This is a genomic window from Streptomyces sp. DH-12 (assembly GCF_002899455.1).
GTDB lineage: Bacteria > Actinomycetota > Actinomycetes > Streptomycetales > Streptomycetaceae > Streptomyces.
This window is the reverse complement of the sequence record NZ_PPFB01000001.1, coordinates 896659-910524: the sequence shown is the minus strand read 5'-3', so window position 1 is coordinate 910524 and position 13866 is coordinate 896659. Positions and strand designations below refer to the sequence as shown.

Sequence of the window (13866 nt, the reverse complement as noted above, 5' to 3'; positions counted from 1 at the left end):
CCCGAGACCGAGTCCGCGCCCAAAACCCTCAGCCCGGCTGTCCACGGGCATGCCGCCGACCACACCCGACAGGCCCCCATGACGCACGACGTCCGGACTGTCGAGGCCGCCCCACCCTCTCCCGGTGCACCGCACAGCCCTCCCGACTCGTCGGGATGAACCGGGCATAGGCGCATACGTGATCAGGTCGGGACCATCGAACGCGGTAAACAGCCCCGAGATCCTAGGCGAGTTTTTTACTTGAAATTTTTCTTCAGAGATGCCTTGCGATCGAGCGGGGCTGATCAGTGCGGGGTGGACAGTTAGCGTCACTCCGTGCCATGCTCATGTATCAGGAAGCGGCTCTTCCGGATTTGCAGCATAAAGGAATGGGGGAAGTTATATGGGTAACGGGGGAATCGTTGACATGGGCAGCGTGAAGAACGGGTTACTTTGGCAACCGATATCGAGTGGCAGAAAATACGAGAACTGCAGCGTTCGGATAGATGATGTGGTGCCTGACATACGTGACGGACGAGCTTCCCTGCACACCGGACGACCCTGGTCGCGCACCGCTATAGCGTTGATCATCGAAGACGACATCCGCCGATACAGTGTCGAGGGAATGCTTGGTTCGCTCGACATCCAGTTGGCCGTTCGATCCGTGACGAATGCCGAAGATCTCTCGTCCTTCTGCAACGGCTGGCTGGTCATCTCGGACAGTACTGCCCTGGAGTCCGTACCTGATGAGATCTCCGAAAGGCTGCGCAGGCAGAACACGCCCGTACTGATCCTGGTGGACTCGGCGGACGTGGTCGAGCAGTCCTGGGCCGATCACGCGAACGGCTTCCTGGACTGGGCGGATCTCTGCCCCGAGTCCCTGCGTGTGGCGATCGTCGATGTGCAGGCCGGGCGCTTCCATGTGTCGGCGACCCTGGCCCGACGGTCCGTGACAGCGTCCGAACAGGTCGGGGACGGAAGCACCTCGAAGCGCGCGTCGACGATATCCCTGACGGCACGTGAACATCAGGTGCTGCGCCTGATCGCCGAGGGGCTCAGCAACCGGCAGGTCGCCCGATCGCTGAGTGTCTCCGAACACGGGGTCAAGCGCACGGTCGGCATCATTCTGGCCAAGCTCAACTGCCCGAACCGGACTCTGGCGGTCGTCCGGGCCATGGAGTCGGGGCTCCTCGTCATGTGAGATGTCGACCGCTCGGCGAGAACCTGTCCCTCAGGCGCAGCTAGTCCAGAGATGAACTTCTTAACGAGCCGCGCCGGGGGCAGGTTGCCCTCCGCTGGCCGATGCGTCCTGCCGCTGCTCGACAGCACGCCGCGGAGGGCTGAAGTTTGCGCGGATTCCTACCCCCTTGCGTCTGCGCATTGCGGACCTGCGTTTCTCCACGCGTTATGGATTCCGAAGGGCCAAGAGCCTCGCCGGGGCGGTCGCCTTGCCTTCCTGGCGGATCGGCCGCACCCGGATTGCGGCGATCCGGCATTTCCCTGATGCCCTCGCCCACGCTCCACCGCGCTTCCGGCTCGAATAACTTCGTCGTGTGCACACGAAGTTGCCGCACCCGCAGTCGAATTCACCGGAAGTAATCCTGAGTTGTTTAGGCATGTCTCCGGAGTAGGGGCGGTCGCACCCATGGATGACATTCGGAACGGGCCCGGTCGGCGCGTATCTGCATGCCTTAGCGCTCACAGACAGACGTGAATGATCCCGTGGGCGTGCATCGCTCGCAGGCCGGGCGGGTGAGAGGCGCGACAACCGTCCGGCCGGACCGGTTACCACCCGCATGTGCGCTCCTGTGGGACGTGTTCGGGGGAGCGGCCCTCTCGTTCGGTTGACGGGGACGGGGTGCGGGCATAGCTTCGCCGGCTCGCTGAGCCAGTACGTGGAGAGGCCGTCCGTGCCGCATGCCGACCCCAGCCGTTCACCGGCGCCCGGCCGTCCCACGGACCGGAGTCTTGCGTCCGGCACCGTCCCCCCACCCGGCACCGCCACCGGGCTCGACCTCACCAACACCCCGCGCCCCCATCGCACCGGACCCGACGGCAGCCCGTGAGCCCGTCGAGGCATCGCTGACCGCGCCCGGTGCTCCCTTCGCCGTCGTGCGGGACGAGCGCGGGGTCCTCGTCTACGCGAACGAGCCCCGCATGCTCCGCGAGTTCGTGGAGACGACCTGGGCGTTCGGGGAGCAGCCGTTCCTGATCTCCGATGGACGCGCCTGCTCCTACGGGGAGTTCTTCGCCGCCGCGTCCGCGCTCGCCCGCCGGTTCACCGAGACGTACGGGCTCCGGCCCGGTGGCCGGTCCGTCGTGTCCATGCGCCAACACCCCGAGTGGCAGATCGCGTTCTGGGCGGCGCAGCTCGCCGGACTCGTCGCCGTACCGCTCGACGCCCGGTGCACCGAGGCGGAGTTCCGCTGTGCCCTCGACGACTGCGCACCGCGGTTGCTGCTGGTCGACGGGGAGCGGCTGCCGAGGGTCGCGGCCTGGGGCGTGAGGGCCGGGGCGCGCTTCGTCGTCTTCCACGACGCGGAGGAGAGCGCGGTCGTCGGGGCCGAGCGGTACGCGGACTTTCCCGAGCCCGACCCGTGGGCGGGGCCTCCCGAGGTGGAGATCCGGCCGGAGGACGACGCCACGATCATGTACACCCCCGACACCACCGGCCTGCCCAGGGGGGTGCCTCCACGATTTCGACCTATCTCCCGAGACTGTGCCGAACTCCAAGATGGGCGAGTTGTCGGCGTCACCGCTGAGATGCTTTCCGCTTTCCGAACATGAGCGGTTGGTTCGGCCGGTAGAGGCATGAACAGCGCCTGGCGACGGGAGTGATGCGGGCGATTCGTTCCGCTCGTGTCGCTCGTGGAGGTGCCTGTGCCGTCGATGATCGGTCTGCTGGAAGCCCGTGAGAAGAAGGCCCGCGAAGAAGTCGCGCGACTTCGCGAGGAAGCAGGACGCGTGCAGGCCGCGCTGGATGTCGCCGAGCGTTCTTTGAACCGTCTTGCCGATGCCCGGGCGACGTTTGTCGAGGTCTTGGCCGCCGAGTAGGCCGCTCCGGCCGGGGCCCGCCGGGGCGGATCGTGCCGCCGTGGTCCCCGGGCATCGACGCGCGGGCGCTGGCGGTGGAGTATCAGCGGATCCTGTCGATCCTCGCCGCCGCACCCGCCGACGGGCTGCGAGCGCCGCAGATCCTCGGCCGGCTCGGCGGCAAGGCGACCCCGTCGAGGCTGGAGGGCGTGCGGGCCAGAGTGCGGCGTCTGGCCGACCGGGGCTGGGTGCGGGAGGTGACCCCGAATGTTTTCGTCCGCCTCACCACCGAGACGCCGGCTACTAGGCGGTTTCGTTTGGATCATCGGGCGGACCAGAGGAAGATGCCCGCGATGTGGAGTCCGGCCAGGTAGATGGTCGCGGTCTTCTCGTAGCGGGTGGCGATACCGCGCCACTGCTTCAGGCGGTTGATGCACCGCTCGACGGTGTTGCGCTGCTTGTACGCCTCCGGGTCGAAGGCCGGCGGTCTGCCGCCGGCCTGTCCGCGCCGCTTCCGGTTGGCCTGCTGGTCGGCCCGTTCCGGGATCACCGCCCGGATGCCGCGTCTGCGCAGATGGTCACGGATCTCGCGGGAGGAGTAGGCCTTGTCGGCCAGGACCATGTCCGGTCTGGTGCGCGGACGACCGCGCTGTCGGGGAACGCGCAGGCGGTCCATCACCTCGGTGAAGGCGGGTGCGTCACCGGCCTGACCGGCGGTGAGGTGGAAGGCCAGGGGCCGGCACCGGCCGTCGGCGGCAAGGTGGATCTTCGTGGTCAGTCCGCCGCGGGAGCGGCCGATGGCGTGGTCCTGCGGCTCGTCGGCCGGGGCCCCTTTTTGCGGGCCCCGGCCGCGTGCTGGTGGGCCCGCACGATCGTGGAGTCCACCGACACAGCCCAGCTCAGGTCCTCGTCAGCGTCGGCCTGGGCCACCAGGGCGGTGAACACCCGCTCCCACGTGCCGTCGGCGGCCCACATCCGCAGCCGGTTGTACACGCCCCGCCAGTTGCCGTACTTCTCCGGCAGGTGCACCCACTGGGTACCGGTCTGGAACTTGTAGGCGATCGCGTCGATCACCTCACGATGGTCCCGCCAGCGGCCACCTCGCTTCGGCGTCCGGTCCGGGAGCAACGGCTCGATCCGCGCCCACTGCGCATCAGTCAACGGCACACCCAGACCAACGACCGACTGATCCAAACGAAACTGCCTAGTGCGGGATGAGCCCGGTGCGCCGGCGGCCGCCCGCGAGCCGGCGGCTCATGAGCATCGTCATGGACCAGAACACCACTGCCTCGTGCATCTGCGGCAAGGTCTCGTAGTCACGGACGAGACGGCGTGAACGCATCAGCCAGCTCAGGGTCCGCTAGACCACCCACCTTCTGGGTAAGACCGTGAACCCGCGGGCGGCGTCGGAACGTCGGACGATGTCGAGGACGAGACCGAGCCGGTCGGCCGACCAGCCGACCAGGCTCCCGGAGCAGCCGCCGTCGGCCCAGACCCGCTTCAGGGAGTAATAGGCCGTCCGTCCCCGCTCGAGCAGGGCGACGGCGGCGTCACGGCCCTGGACACTGGCCGCGGTGACGGAGACCGTCAGGAGCATGCCGAGGCAAGTCAGCATCCAATCAGCATTGGACCGGGGCAGTCTTCCGTACATGCTCCCGGTTGATGGCTTCGCGGCAGGCTGCTTCATGCAGATCACGCAGGTGAGAAGCCTGCTCGCCACGGCGCACGATGTTCCGGAAAGTCTTCGAGTCGAAGACATGCCGATGTACAGTGAAGGACGCCCCTGACCTGCAGAAAGCTGGCGGGGAGCCGTCTTCCAGGAGTCCAACATGCTGCGCACCATGTTCAAGTCCAAGATCCACCGCGCCACCGTCACCCAGGCCGACCTGCACTACGTGGGATCCGTGACGATCGACGCGGATCTGCTCGACGCCGCCGATCTGCTGCCCGGTGAGCTCGTGCACATCGTCGACGTCACCAACGGCGCCCGGCTCGAGACGTACGTCATCGAGGGGGAGCGCGGGTCCGGTGTGGTCGGCATCAACGGAGCCGCCGCCCACCTCGTGCACCCGGGCGACCTCGTGATCATCATCAGTTACGCCCAGGTGACCGACGCCGAGGCGCGGGCGCTCGAACCGCGGGTCGTCCACGTGGACGCCGACAACCGTGTCGTCGCCCTCGGCGCCGACCCGTCCGAGCCGGTGCCCGGGTCGGACCAGGAGCGCAGCCCCCAGGCCGTCGCCACGGCCTGAACGGCGCCGGAGCCCGCACGTTCGTCCGGGTGGTCCGGGTGGGCCGCGCGGCCACCCCCAGGGGGCCCCGCGGTCGGCCCGGAGCCGCTCCGCGCGACCGGGCAGCGGCTCGCCGCGCGTCCCGGACGGTTCTGAGAGGGCTGACACCGGGCGTGCACGGCGTGCCGCGCACCCGGCCCGGTGCACACCCGGCCCGGTGCACACCCCGACCGGTGCACGCCCCGACCGGTGCGCCGCCCGGCCGTCGCCCCGTCACGCGCGTGGGTGACTGCGCGGGGGTCCGCCGGGTAGGCGGGCAAGTAAGTCCAGAGCCCACGTCGACCGACCGGCCGGAGGACACGCGTCATGACGAACCCGCACCCGGACCCCGTCCCGCCGGGCCCCACACCCGGCCCCGTTCCGGGCCCGGACCCCGCACAGCCCACCCCCGACCCGGGCCCGCCCGGACCCGACCCGGCGCCCCCGCCGCAGCCTCCGGGCCCCGGCCCGCAGCCCCCGGGGCCGAACCCGCAGCCGCCCCCGCCGCACCCGGGCCCGCCCGAGCCGTCGCCCTCGCCGATCCCTCCGGGACCGGAGCCCGTGCCCCATCCGGAGCCCGGGCCGCCGCTGACCTGAGACCGACAGCCTCAGAGAGGCCCCGGGCAGGTGGGGGGGCTGGTCGCGCAGTTCCCCGCGCCCCTGAGGGCGCGGGGACCGCGGACGTTACGCCGGCACCTCCGACCGGTCCCCGCCCCACAGCGTGTGGAACGACCCGCCCCGGTCGGTGCGCCGGTACGTGTGCGCGCCGAAGTAGTCCCGCTGGCCCTGAGTGAGCGCGGCCGGCAGCCGTTCCGCCCGCAGCGCGTCGTAGTAGGCGAGCGCCGCCGCGAAACCGGGGGCCGGGACACCCTGCCGGGTCGCCGCGACCAGCACCTCGCGCCAGTCGTCCTGCGCCTCCGCGATCTCCCGCGCGAACGTCTCGTCCGCCAGCAGGCTCGGCAGGTCCGCCCGCGCGTCGTACGCGGCCCGGATCCGGTCCAGGAACGCCGCGCGGATGATGCACCCGCCGCGCCAGATCGCCGACACCGCGCCGAGGTCGATGTCCCAGCCGTACTCCTGGCTGCCCGCGGCGACCTCGTGGAAGCCCTGGGTGTACGACACGATCTTCGACGCGTACAGCGCCTGCTCCACCCGGTCGGCGAACGCCGACGCCTCCTCCTCGCCCATCGGCGTCGGCTTCGGACCCGCCAGCCCCCGCGAGGCCTCCCGCAGCGCCGAGTGACCCGACAGGGAGCGGGCGAACACCGCCTCCGCGATGCCCGACACCGGCACGCCCAGGTCCAGGGCGATCTGTACGGTCCAGCGGCCGGTGCCCTTCTGCTCCGCCTGGTCCACCACCACGTCCACGAACGGCTCGCCCGTCGCCGCGTCCACGTGCGACAGCACCTCGGCGGTGATCTCGATCAGGTACGAGTCGAGCCGGCCCGTGTTCCAGGTGCGGAAGATCTCCGCGATCCGCGCGGGGGAGTACCCGGCGACGTCGCGCAGCAGCTGGTACGCCTCACCGATGAGCTGCATGTCGGCGTATTCGATGCCGTTGTGCACCATCTTCACGAAGTGGCCGGCGCCGTCCGGACCGACGTGCGTGACGCAGGGCGAGCCGTCCTTCGCCTTCGCGGAGATCTTCTCCAGCATCGGGCCCAGCGAGTCGTACGACTCCTTCGGACCGCCCGGCATGATGCTCGGGCCGTGCAGCGCGCCCTCCTCACCACCCGAGACGCCCATGCCGACGAAGTGGATGCCCTGCTCGCGCAGCGCCCGCTCCCGGCGGCGGGTGTCCGCGAAATGGGCGTTGCCGCCGTCGATGATCATGTCACCGGGTTCCAGCAGCGGGGCGAACTCCTCGATCACCGCGTCCGTCGGCTCCCCGGCCTTCACCATCACGACCAGGCGCCGCGGCCGCTCCAGCGCCGCCACGAACTCCTTGGCCGTCTCGGCCGCCACGAAGCTCCCCTCGTGTCCGAACTCCTCCACCAGCGCGTGCGTCCGGGCGGCGGTCCGGTTGTGCACCGCGACCGTGTAGCCGTTGCGGGCGAAGTTGCGTGCGAGGTTGCGGCCCATGACCGCGAGCCCGGTGACGCCGATCTGCGCTGAACTGCTCATAAAGGTGACTCCTGGTGACCTCGGTATCGGTGCCGCCGGACGCCGGTGCTGCCGGTGGGCGCCCGCCGGTCCTGACATCGACCATCCTGACGTGTCGCACTTGCGTGCGCATACGCGAGTCCTCGGAACCCGCGCAGGCCCATACGCGCGAAGGCGCCCTCCGTACTCAGCGCCCCGGTCCGTCGCCTGCCGGCCGCACCCCGGCGCGGCCGCCCGCACCCCCGGCGTGCCGGTCCGGCGCACACCTCCGCGTGCTCCCGCGCCCGGTGGCAGGCGCCCGCGCACGCTCCTCCCCGGCGGCAAACGGGGGCGCAACGGGCGTAACGTCCCGGCCGCTTGGCGCATCCGTGCGGCCGATAGCCGCCTTGTCACGGCCTGTTCGCAGCGCTTACTTTTGCCCCTCCTGACGCATTGTCGAGAGGGATTCCATGGCCGTGCGCGGCCGGCACCGCCGGTATCAGCCGAACAGGATCAACCGAGCATCGCTCACCGTCACCGCCGGCGGCGCGGGCATGGCCCTCCCGCTCATGGGCACCGGTGCGGCGCAGGCCGCCGACGTGGACACCTGGGAGAAGGTCGCCGCCTGCGAGTCCACCGGCAACTGGGACATCAACACCGGCAACGGCTACTACGGGGGGCTGCAGTTCAGCCAGTCCACCTGGGAGGCGTTCGGCGGCACCCGGTACGCGCCCCGAGCGGATCTGGCCACCAAGGACCAGCAGATCGCCATCGCCGAGAAGGTCCTCGACGGGCAGGGCCCCGGCGCCTGGCCGACCTGCTCGGTACGCGCCGGACTGACCCGCGACGGCGCCGTCCCGGACATCCGCCCGGCCACCGACCGCCCCACCGGAACCAAGAGCGCGACCGGAACCAAGGGCGGCAGGGGCGACGGCCGGACCACCGTCGAGGACGTACGGCCGCACACCACGCCTCAGGCCCGTGCGGGCCGCGCCGAGATGTACACCGTGGTGCGCGGCGACACCCTCTCCGGGATCGCCGAGCAGGAGCGCGTCCGCGGCGGCTGGCGGGGGCTCTACGAGGCCAACGAAACGACCATCGGCGCCGACCCCGACCTGATCCTGCCGGGCCAGCGACTCACCCTCGCCGGAGGGAGCGGCGGCAGGGCCGAGGCCCCCGTCAAGCCGCCCTCCCGGTCGGCCGAGCCGGCGGACAAGAGGGCGTCCGCCCCCAGGACCGAGCAGAGGAAGACGGAGAAGGCCGAGAAGAAGGCCGAGAAGAAGACCGAGAAGAAGACCGAGAAGGCCGAGAAGCGGACCCAGCAGCGGGCCGACCGCTCCGGCTCCGCCTCCTCCGGCGTGCAACGGGTCGCACCGGTGAGCGCCGCCCTCGGCACGCCGTACCACAAGGCGGGGTCGTCGTGGTCGAAGGGCTACCACACCGGCGTCGACTTCCCCGTCCCCACCGGCACGCCCGTGAAGTCGGTCGGCGCCGGCACCGTGGTCGCCGCGGGCTGGGAGGGGTCGTACGGCTACCAGGTCGTGGTGCGCCACAACGACGGCCGGTACAGCCAGTACGCCCATCTGTCGGCGATCTCCGTGAAGAACGGCCAGTCCGTCGGCGCCGGCCAGCGCATCGGGCGCTCCGGCTCCACGGGCAACAGTTCGGGCCCGCATCTGCACTTCGAAGTGCGGACGGGGCCCGGATTCGGATCGGACATCGACCCGCTCGCCTACCTGCGCGCGGGGGGCGTCAAGATCTGACGGGGCGTCACGGCCCGAGGTCCTTCACTTCACGATCTGACGCGGGCGAGCTGCCGGTCGGCCGCCGGCAGCGCCACGTACGGGCCGCCGTGGAACGGCGCGTACGGCATGACCGGCACCGCCGCCGGGTCCGCCGCGTCCGGTCCGGCGGCCGCCGCGGGGACGGTGGCCGGCGACGTGGCGTGCTCGGGCAGCGTGACGTCCTCCGGAACCGTCAGCTCGGCCAGCAGCAGCTCGGCGGGGTCCTCCGTCCCCCGCCCGGCGGCCACCGGCACGGTGCCGGGCCCCGCATCCAGAGGGACGGGAACAGACGCCTCCGCCTCGGCGGCGGCCTTCTGCTCCCGCGCCAGCCTCTCGGTCGTCAGCAGGATCAGGCCACCCGCCGCGACCACACCACAGCTCAGCGCCAGCGCCGTCCCCGTCGTGCCGTAACGGAAGGTCTCGCCGAACATCGTGATGCCGACCGCCGCGGCCACCACCGGGTTCACCACGGTGAGCGTCGCCAGCGGGGCCGCGAGGCCCGCGCCCCGGTAGGAGGCCTGGGACAGCAGCATGCCCGCCGTCGCGAGGACGCCGATCACCGCGAGGGACGGCAGGTCCGCCGCCGACACCCCGCCCGACCAGTCCACCGCGACCGTCTTGGTGAAGACGGAGGACATGCCGAACGCGACACCGGACGCCGTCGCCAGCAGGATGCTGCGCACCGCCGGGTGCCGGTGCGCCGCCCGTGCCGCCACCATCAGCGTCACGACCGCCGCCGCCGTCCCCACGGCCGCCGCGACCCGCTGCGGGCCGTCCAGCGACTGCGTGCCCGACGCGCCGACCAGCGCCAGCAGACCCGCGAGACCCATCGTCGCCATCAGGGCGCCCCGCCACGCGGTCGCCCCTGCCTTGCGGCCCACGAACAGCGCGGCCATCGGCAGCGCGAACACGATCGTCAGGGCGCCCAGCGGCTGGACCAGGCTCAGCGGCCCGTAGGCCAGCGCCACCACGTGCAGGATCGCGCCCAGACCGTTCAGCGCGACCGCCGCCCACCAGCCCGGCCGGCGCAGCGGGGCGTACTGCTGCGCGCCGGAGGAGGACAGCGCCACCTGCTCCTGCACGATCGCGCCCCCGGCGTACGCCACGGCGGACACGAACGAGAGGAGCACGGACAACGCGAGGGCGCTCATCGGCTGCTCCTCTGCGTGAGGCGGGGGCGGCGGGCCCGGCGCGGCGAACGGTCGGCTGTCATGACCAACACGATGCCCTGCCGGGGTGTTCCCCGTCGTCGTCCCTGAGCACCCAATACGTCCTACTGCCGATGGAGTAGGAGGACGCCCCCGTCATCCCCTGGGTGGGCTCCGGAAGGCCGAGGCCCCTGACATCCACCCCTGAGAGACGTGGTACCACTGCACGTCGTGGATCTCGACCCCCGCCTCACCGCCCTCCGTGACCTCGGTGGCTTCTTCAGCCTGCGCGCGGGGGAGGAAGCCGACCGCCGCCTGCCCACGCTCGCCCACGCATACGGCCCCCACCGCCCGGATGGTCAGGGCGCCCCCCGGAGTGCCCCCTTGAGCGACCCCCTGAGCGCTCCCCTGACCGCCCCCCTGACAGGCCCGGACGTCCTGACCGACCCCCTGACCGCCCGCGTCCGCCGGGTCGCCGCCGCCCTCCGCACCCGGGAACCCCGCGTCGCCGCCTCCGTGGCGCACCAGGGTCTGGCCGCGCGTCTGTGGTCCGTGGCGCTCGGCTGCACCGCCCTGTACGGCGCCGTCCCCGACCTCGCCCCGGAGACGGTCCGCTGGGACCCCGAGGGGAGCGCCCCCGACGACCTGTGGCTCGCCGGGGTCCGCCCGCTGCCCGGCGACGCGGCGTCCCTCGCCGACGTCGTGCTGCACGGCCACCTCGAACCCCTCTCCGCCGCCCTGCGCGCCCGCCACCGCGTCGCGCCCGCCCTCCTGCGCGGCAACGCCGCCTCCGCCCTCGCCGCCGCCGCCCGCGAACTCGCCCGCCACGCCCGCCCCGAAGCCGCCGCCCGCGCCGCCCGGCTCTGCCGTGAACTCCTCGCACACCCCCTCCTCTCCGGCGCGGGCGGCCTCACAGCCGCGGGCTTCCGGCGCCGCAGCTGCTGCCTGTACTACCGGGTGCCCGGCGGAGGCGTCTGCGGCGACTGCTGCTTCGTCCGGCCGCCCCGCTCTTCCCCGCGCGCCCCGTCTGCGTGACCATGGGAGGGACATCCGCGCAGACAGGGGGTTCAGGGTGCGAGTGGGACTGCTGACCCGGGAGTACCCCCCGGACGTGTACGGCGGCGCGGGGGTCCATGTGGAGTTCCTGGCCCGGGAGCTGCGGTCCCTGGTGGACCTGGAGGTGCACTGCTGGGGCGAGGGCCGCGCCGACGGCGTGCTGCGCCACCGCTCCTGGCCCGCGCTCGACGGCGCCAACGACGCCCTGCGCACCTTCTCCACCGACCTCGCCATGGCCGCCGCCCTCGAAGGCCGCGAGCTGGTCCACTCCCACACCTGGTACGCCAACCTCGGCGGCCACCTCGCCAAGCTGCTGTACGGCGTTCCGCACGTGGTGACCGCGCACTCCCTGGAGCCGCTGCGTCCCTGGAAGGCCGAGCAGCTCGGCGGCGGCTACGCCCTGTCGAGCTGGGCGGAGCGCACCGCCTACGAGGCCGCCGACGCGGTGATCGCCGTCTCCGGCGCCATGCGCGACGACATCCTGGACTGCTACCCCGCGCTCGATCCGGCCCGGGTGCACGTCGTCCACAACGGCATCGACACCGCCCTGTACCGGCCCGACCCCGGCACCGACGTGCTGGACCGCATCGGTCTGGACCGCTCCCGCCCGTACGTGCTGTTCGTCGGCCGGATCACCCGGCAGAAGGGCGTGCCCCACCTGCTGCGGGCGGTGCGCGGCATCGACCCGGACACGCAGGTGGTGCTGTGCGCGGGCGCCCCGGACACCCCGGAGATCGACCGGGAGTTCCGCGAGCTGTACGAGGAGCTGAGCCGGGTGCGTGAGGGCGTGCACTGGATTCCGCAGATGCTGCCCCGGCCCGAGGTGATCCAGCTGCTGACGCACGCGACCGTGTTCGTCTGCCCCTCCGTCTACGAGCCGCTCGGCATCGTCAACCTGGAGGCGATGGCGTGCGGCACCGCCGTGGTCGCCTCCCGCGTCGGGGGCATCCCCGAGGTCGTGGACCACGGCGCGACCGGGCTGCTGGTGGACGTGGACGACGACTTCGAGGCGGGGATCGCCCGGGCGCTGGACTCCGTGCTCGGCGACCCGGACACCGCGCGGACCATGGGCGAGGCGGGACGGGAGCGCGCGGTCACGGAGTTCGGCTGGGACGCGGTGGCCCGCCGCACGGCCGGGCTGTACGAGGGGGTCCTCCGGCAGGCTTAGCCCGGCCCGTCCGGGGCAGTCATGGGAAAACTCGGCGTGAGGGGAGCGGCCATGCGTCGTGGAGGGCCTTCGGTCCTGGGAATCGTGCTGGCGGGCGGCGAGGGCAAGCGCCTGATGCCCCTCACGGCGGACCGCGCCAAACCGGCGGTCACCTTCGGCGGCACGTACCGCCTCGTCGATTTCGTGCTGTCCAACCTGGTCAACGGCGACATCCTGCGGATCTGCGTGCTCACGCAGTACAAGTCGCACTCGCTGGACCGGCACATCACCACCACCTGGCGGATGTCCAGCCTGCTCGGCAACTACGTCACCCCGGTCCCCGCGCAGCAGCGGCTCGGCCCGCGCTGGTACCTGGGCAGCGCCGACGCCATCCTCCAGTCGCTGAACCTGATCCACGACGAGCGCCCGGAGTACGTGGCGGTGTTCGGCGCCGACCACGTGTACCGCATGGACCCGCGCCAGATGCTCAGCCAGCACATCGAGAGCGGCGCCGGGGTCACCGTGGCCGGGATCCGGGTGCCGCGCGCGGAGTCCTCCGCGTTCGGGGTGATCACTCCGGGCTCCGACGGCCGCACCGTCGAACGCTTCCTGGAGAAGCCGGCCGACCCGCCGGGCCTGGCCGACGACCCCGACTGCGTCTTCGCCTCGATGGGCAACTACATCTTCACCACCAAGGCGCTCGTCGAGGCGCTGCAGCGGGACGCCGAGGACGAGAACTCGGTGCACGACATGGGCGGTTCGATCCTGCCACAGCTCACCGAGCGGGGCGAGGCCCACCTGTACGACTTCGGCACCAACCACGTGCCGGGGGAGACCAGCCGCGACCAGGGCTACTGGCGGGACGTCGGCACGCTCGACGCCTACTACGACGCGCACATGGACCTGATCGCCGAGCGCCCCGCGTTCAACCTCTACAACCGCCAGTGGCCCATCTACACGCACTCCGGGCAGCTCTCGCCGGCCCGGTTCAACGCGGGCGGCATCGCCGGCGAGTCCATCATCAGCGCCGGGTGCCTGATCCGGGGGCAGGTGACGCGGTCGGTGCTGTCGCCGGGCGTGGTCGTCGACCCGGGCGCGGTGGTGCAGGGGTCGGTCCTGCACGACAACGTGCACATCGGGCGGGGCGCGGTGGTGCGCGGGGCGGTGCTGGACAAGAACGTCGAGGTGCCGCCGGGCGCGACGATCGGGGTCAACCCGGAGCGGGACGCGGAGCTGTACACCGTCTCCCGGGGCGGCGTGATCGCGCTCGGCAAGGGGCAGCCGGTGCCGTAGCGGCCGTGGGGGAGGCTCCGGTCGGGCGGGACGACCGGAGCCTTTGTCATGTCCCTGGACTGTTGAAGGAATCC

At 71.7% G+C, this 13866-nt stretch carries 12 protein-coding genes and 1 pseudogene; 8 read left to right on the top strand and 5 right to left on the bottom strand.

The features are described from left to right. Positions 1-562: 562 nt before the first annotated feature. From C1708_RS03190 to C1708_RS34290, 3 genes and pseudogenes are all read left to right on the top strand, one after another. Positions 563-1180 (top strand): helix-turn-helix transcriptional regulator, encoded by a 618-nt coding sequence (locus C1708_RS03190; protein ID WP_157951232.1) that lies wholly within the window; start codon positions 563-565, stop codon positions 1178-1180. 595 nt (positions 1181-1775) lie between these two features. Beyond that, a pseudogene (locus C1708_RS03185) lies at positions 1776-2664 on the top strand (AMP-binding protein); the annotation flags it as partial. A 174-nt stretch (positions 2665-2838) separates the two neighbouring features. Next, the gene (locus C1708_RS34290) at positions 2839-3033 is read left to right on the top strand and encodes a hypothetical protein (RefSeq protein WP_198602385.1); all 195 of its coding nucleotides are present in this window, start codon (positions 2839-2841) and stop codon (positions 3031-3033) included. Between the two features lie 301 nt (positions 3034-3334). On the opposite strand, the gene C1708_RS03175 is transcribed toward C1708_RS34290, so the two are convergent. The 3 genes from C1708_RS03175 to C1708_RS03170 form a co-directional block, all read right to left on the bottom strand. Next, positions 3335-4206, bottom strand: a protein-coding gene (locus C1708_RS03175) for an IS5 family transposase (RefSeq protein ID WP_437076537.1) whose coding sequence is annotated in 2 segments (ribosomal slippage) — positions 3335-3846 and positions 3846-4206 — 873 coding nt in all. Because the reading frame shifts where the segments join, the coding sequence is not laid out codon by codon here. Between the two features lie 10 nt (positions 4207-4216). Further along, complete coding sequence (locus tag C1708_RS33945; RefSeq protein WP_157951230.1) at positions 4217-4354, bottom strand: hypothetical protein; 138 nt, start codon at positions 4352-4354, stop codon at positions 4217-4219. Between the two features lie 18 nt (positions 4355-4372). Then, on the bottom strand, positions 4373-4627 hold the full coding sequence (locus tag C1708_RS03170; protein WP_133169047.1) for a hypothetical protein: 255 nt from the start codon (positions 4625-4627) through the stop codon (positions 4373-4375). A 214-nt stretch (positions 4628-4841) separates the two neighbouring features. Here C1708_RS03170 and panD point away from each other — a divergent pair, with 214 nt between their 5' ends. Continuing rightward, on the top strand, positions 4842-5264 hold the full coding sequence (gene panD / locus C1708_RS03165; RefSeq protein WP_106411193.1) for an aspartate 1-decarboxylase: 423 nt from the start codon (positions 4842-4844) through the stop codon (positions 5262-5264). A gap of 702 nt (positions 5265-5966) precedes the next feature. Here panD and gnd read toward each other — a convergent pair. Beyond that, positions 5967-7406, bottom strand: a complete 1440-nt coding sequence (gene gnd / locus C1708_RS03155) for an NADP-dependent phosphogluconate dehydrogenase (protein WP_106411191.1) — start codon at positions 7404-7406, stop codon at positions 5967-5969. A gap of 428 nt (positions 7407-7834) precedes the next feature. On the opposite strand from gnd, the gene C1708_RS03150 reads away from it, so the two are divergent. Further along, positions 7835-9127, top strand: a complete 1293-nt coding sequence (locus C1708_RS03150) for a transglycosylase family protein (RefSeq protein WP_106411190.1) — start codon at positions 7835-7837, stop codon at positions 9125-9127. Positions 9128-9156: 29 nt separating this feature from the next. Here C1708_RS03150 and C1708_RS03145 read toward each other — a convergent pair whose 3' ends face one another. After that, positions 9157-10299: a DMT family transporter gene (locus tag C1708_RS03145; protein ID WP_106411189.1), complete on the bottom strand. Its 1143-nt coding sequence runs from the start codon at positions 10297-10299 to the stop codon at positions 9157-9159. 228 nt (positions 10300-10527) lie between these two features. Here C1708_RS03145 and C1708_RS03140 point away from each other — a divergent pair, with 228 nt between their 5' ends. Genes C1708_RS03140 through glgC form a run of 3 tightly spaced genes read left to right on the top strand, consistent with a single transcriptional unit; the run spans position 10528 to position 13792 of the window. Further along, entirely contained in the window at positions 10528-11331 is an 804-nt protein-coding gene (locus C1708_RS03140) for a (2Fe-2S)-binding protein (RefSeq protein ID WP_106416126.1), read from the top strand. 37 nt (positions 11332-11368) lie between these two features. Continuing rightward, positions 11369-12520: a glycogen synthase gene (gene glgA / locus C1708_RS03135; RefSeq protein WP_106411188.1), complete on the top strand. Its 1152-nt coding sequence runs from the start codon at positions 11369-11371 to the stop codon at positions 12518-12520. A 51-nt stretch (positions 12521-12571) separates the two neighbouring features. Continuing rightward, positions 12572-13792 (top strand): glucose-1-phosphate adenylyltransferase, encoded by a 1221-nt coding sequence (glgC, locus tag C1708_RS03130; protein WP_106411187.1) that lies wholly within the window; start codon positions 12572-12574, stop codon positions 13790-13792. Positions 13793-13866: the final 74 nt, after the last annotated feature.

Coding starts and splice junctions, on each gene's coding strand:
- C1708_RS33945 (WP_157951230.1), bottom strand. CDS start 4,354: ATGCGTTCACGCCGTCTCGTCCGTGACTACGAGACCTTGCCGCAGATG.
- C1708_RS03170 (WP_133169047.1), bottom strand. CDS start 4,627: ATGCTGACTTGCCTCGGCATGCTCCTGACGGTCTCCGTCACCGCGGCC.
- panD (WP_106411193.1), top strand. CDS start 4,842: ATGCTGCGCACCATGTTCAAGTCCAAGATCCACCGCGCCACCGTCACC.
- gnd (WP_106411191.1), bottom strand. CDS start 7,406: ATGAGCAGTTCAGCGCAGATCGGCGTCACCGGGCTCGCGGTCATGGGC.
- C1708_RS03150 (WP_106411190.1), top strand. CDS start 7,835: ATGGCCGTGCGCGGCCGGCACCGCCGGTATCAGCCGAACAGGATCAAC.
- C1708_RS03145 (WP_106411189.1), bottom strand. CDS start 10,299: ATGAGCGCCCTCGCGTTGTCCGTGCTCCTCTCGTTCGTGTCCGCCGTG.
- glgC (WP_106411187.1), top strand. CDS start 12,572: ATGCGTCGTGGAGGGCCTTCGGTCCTGGGAATCGTGCTGGCGGGCGGC.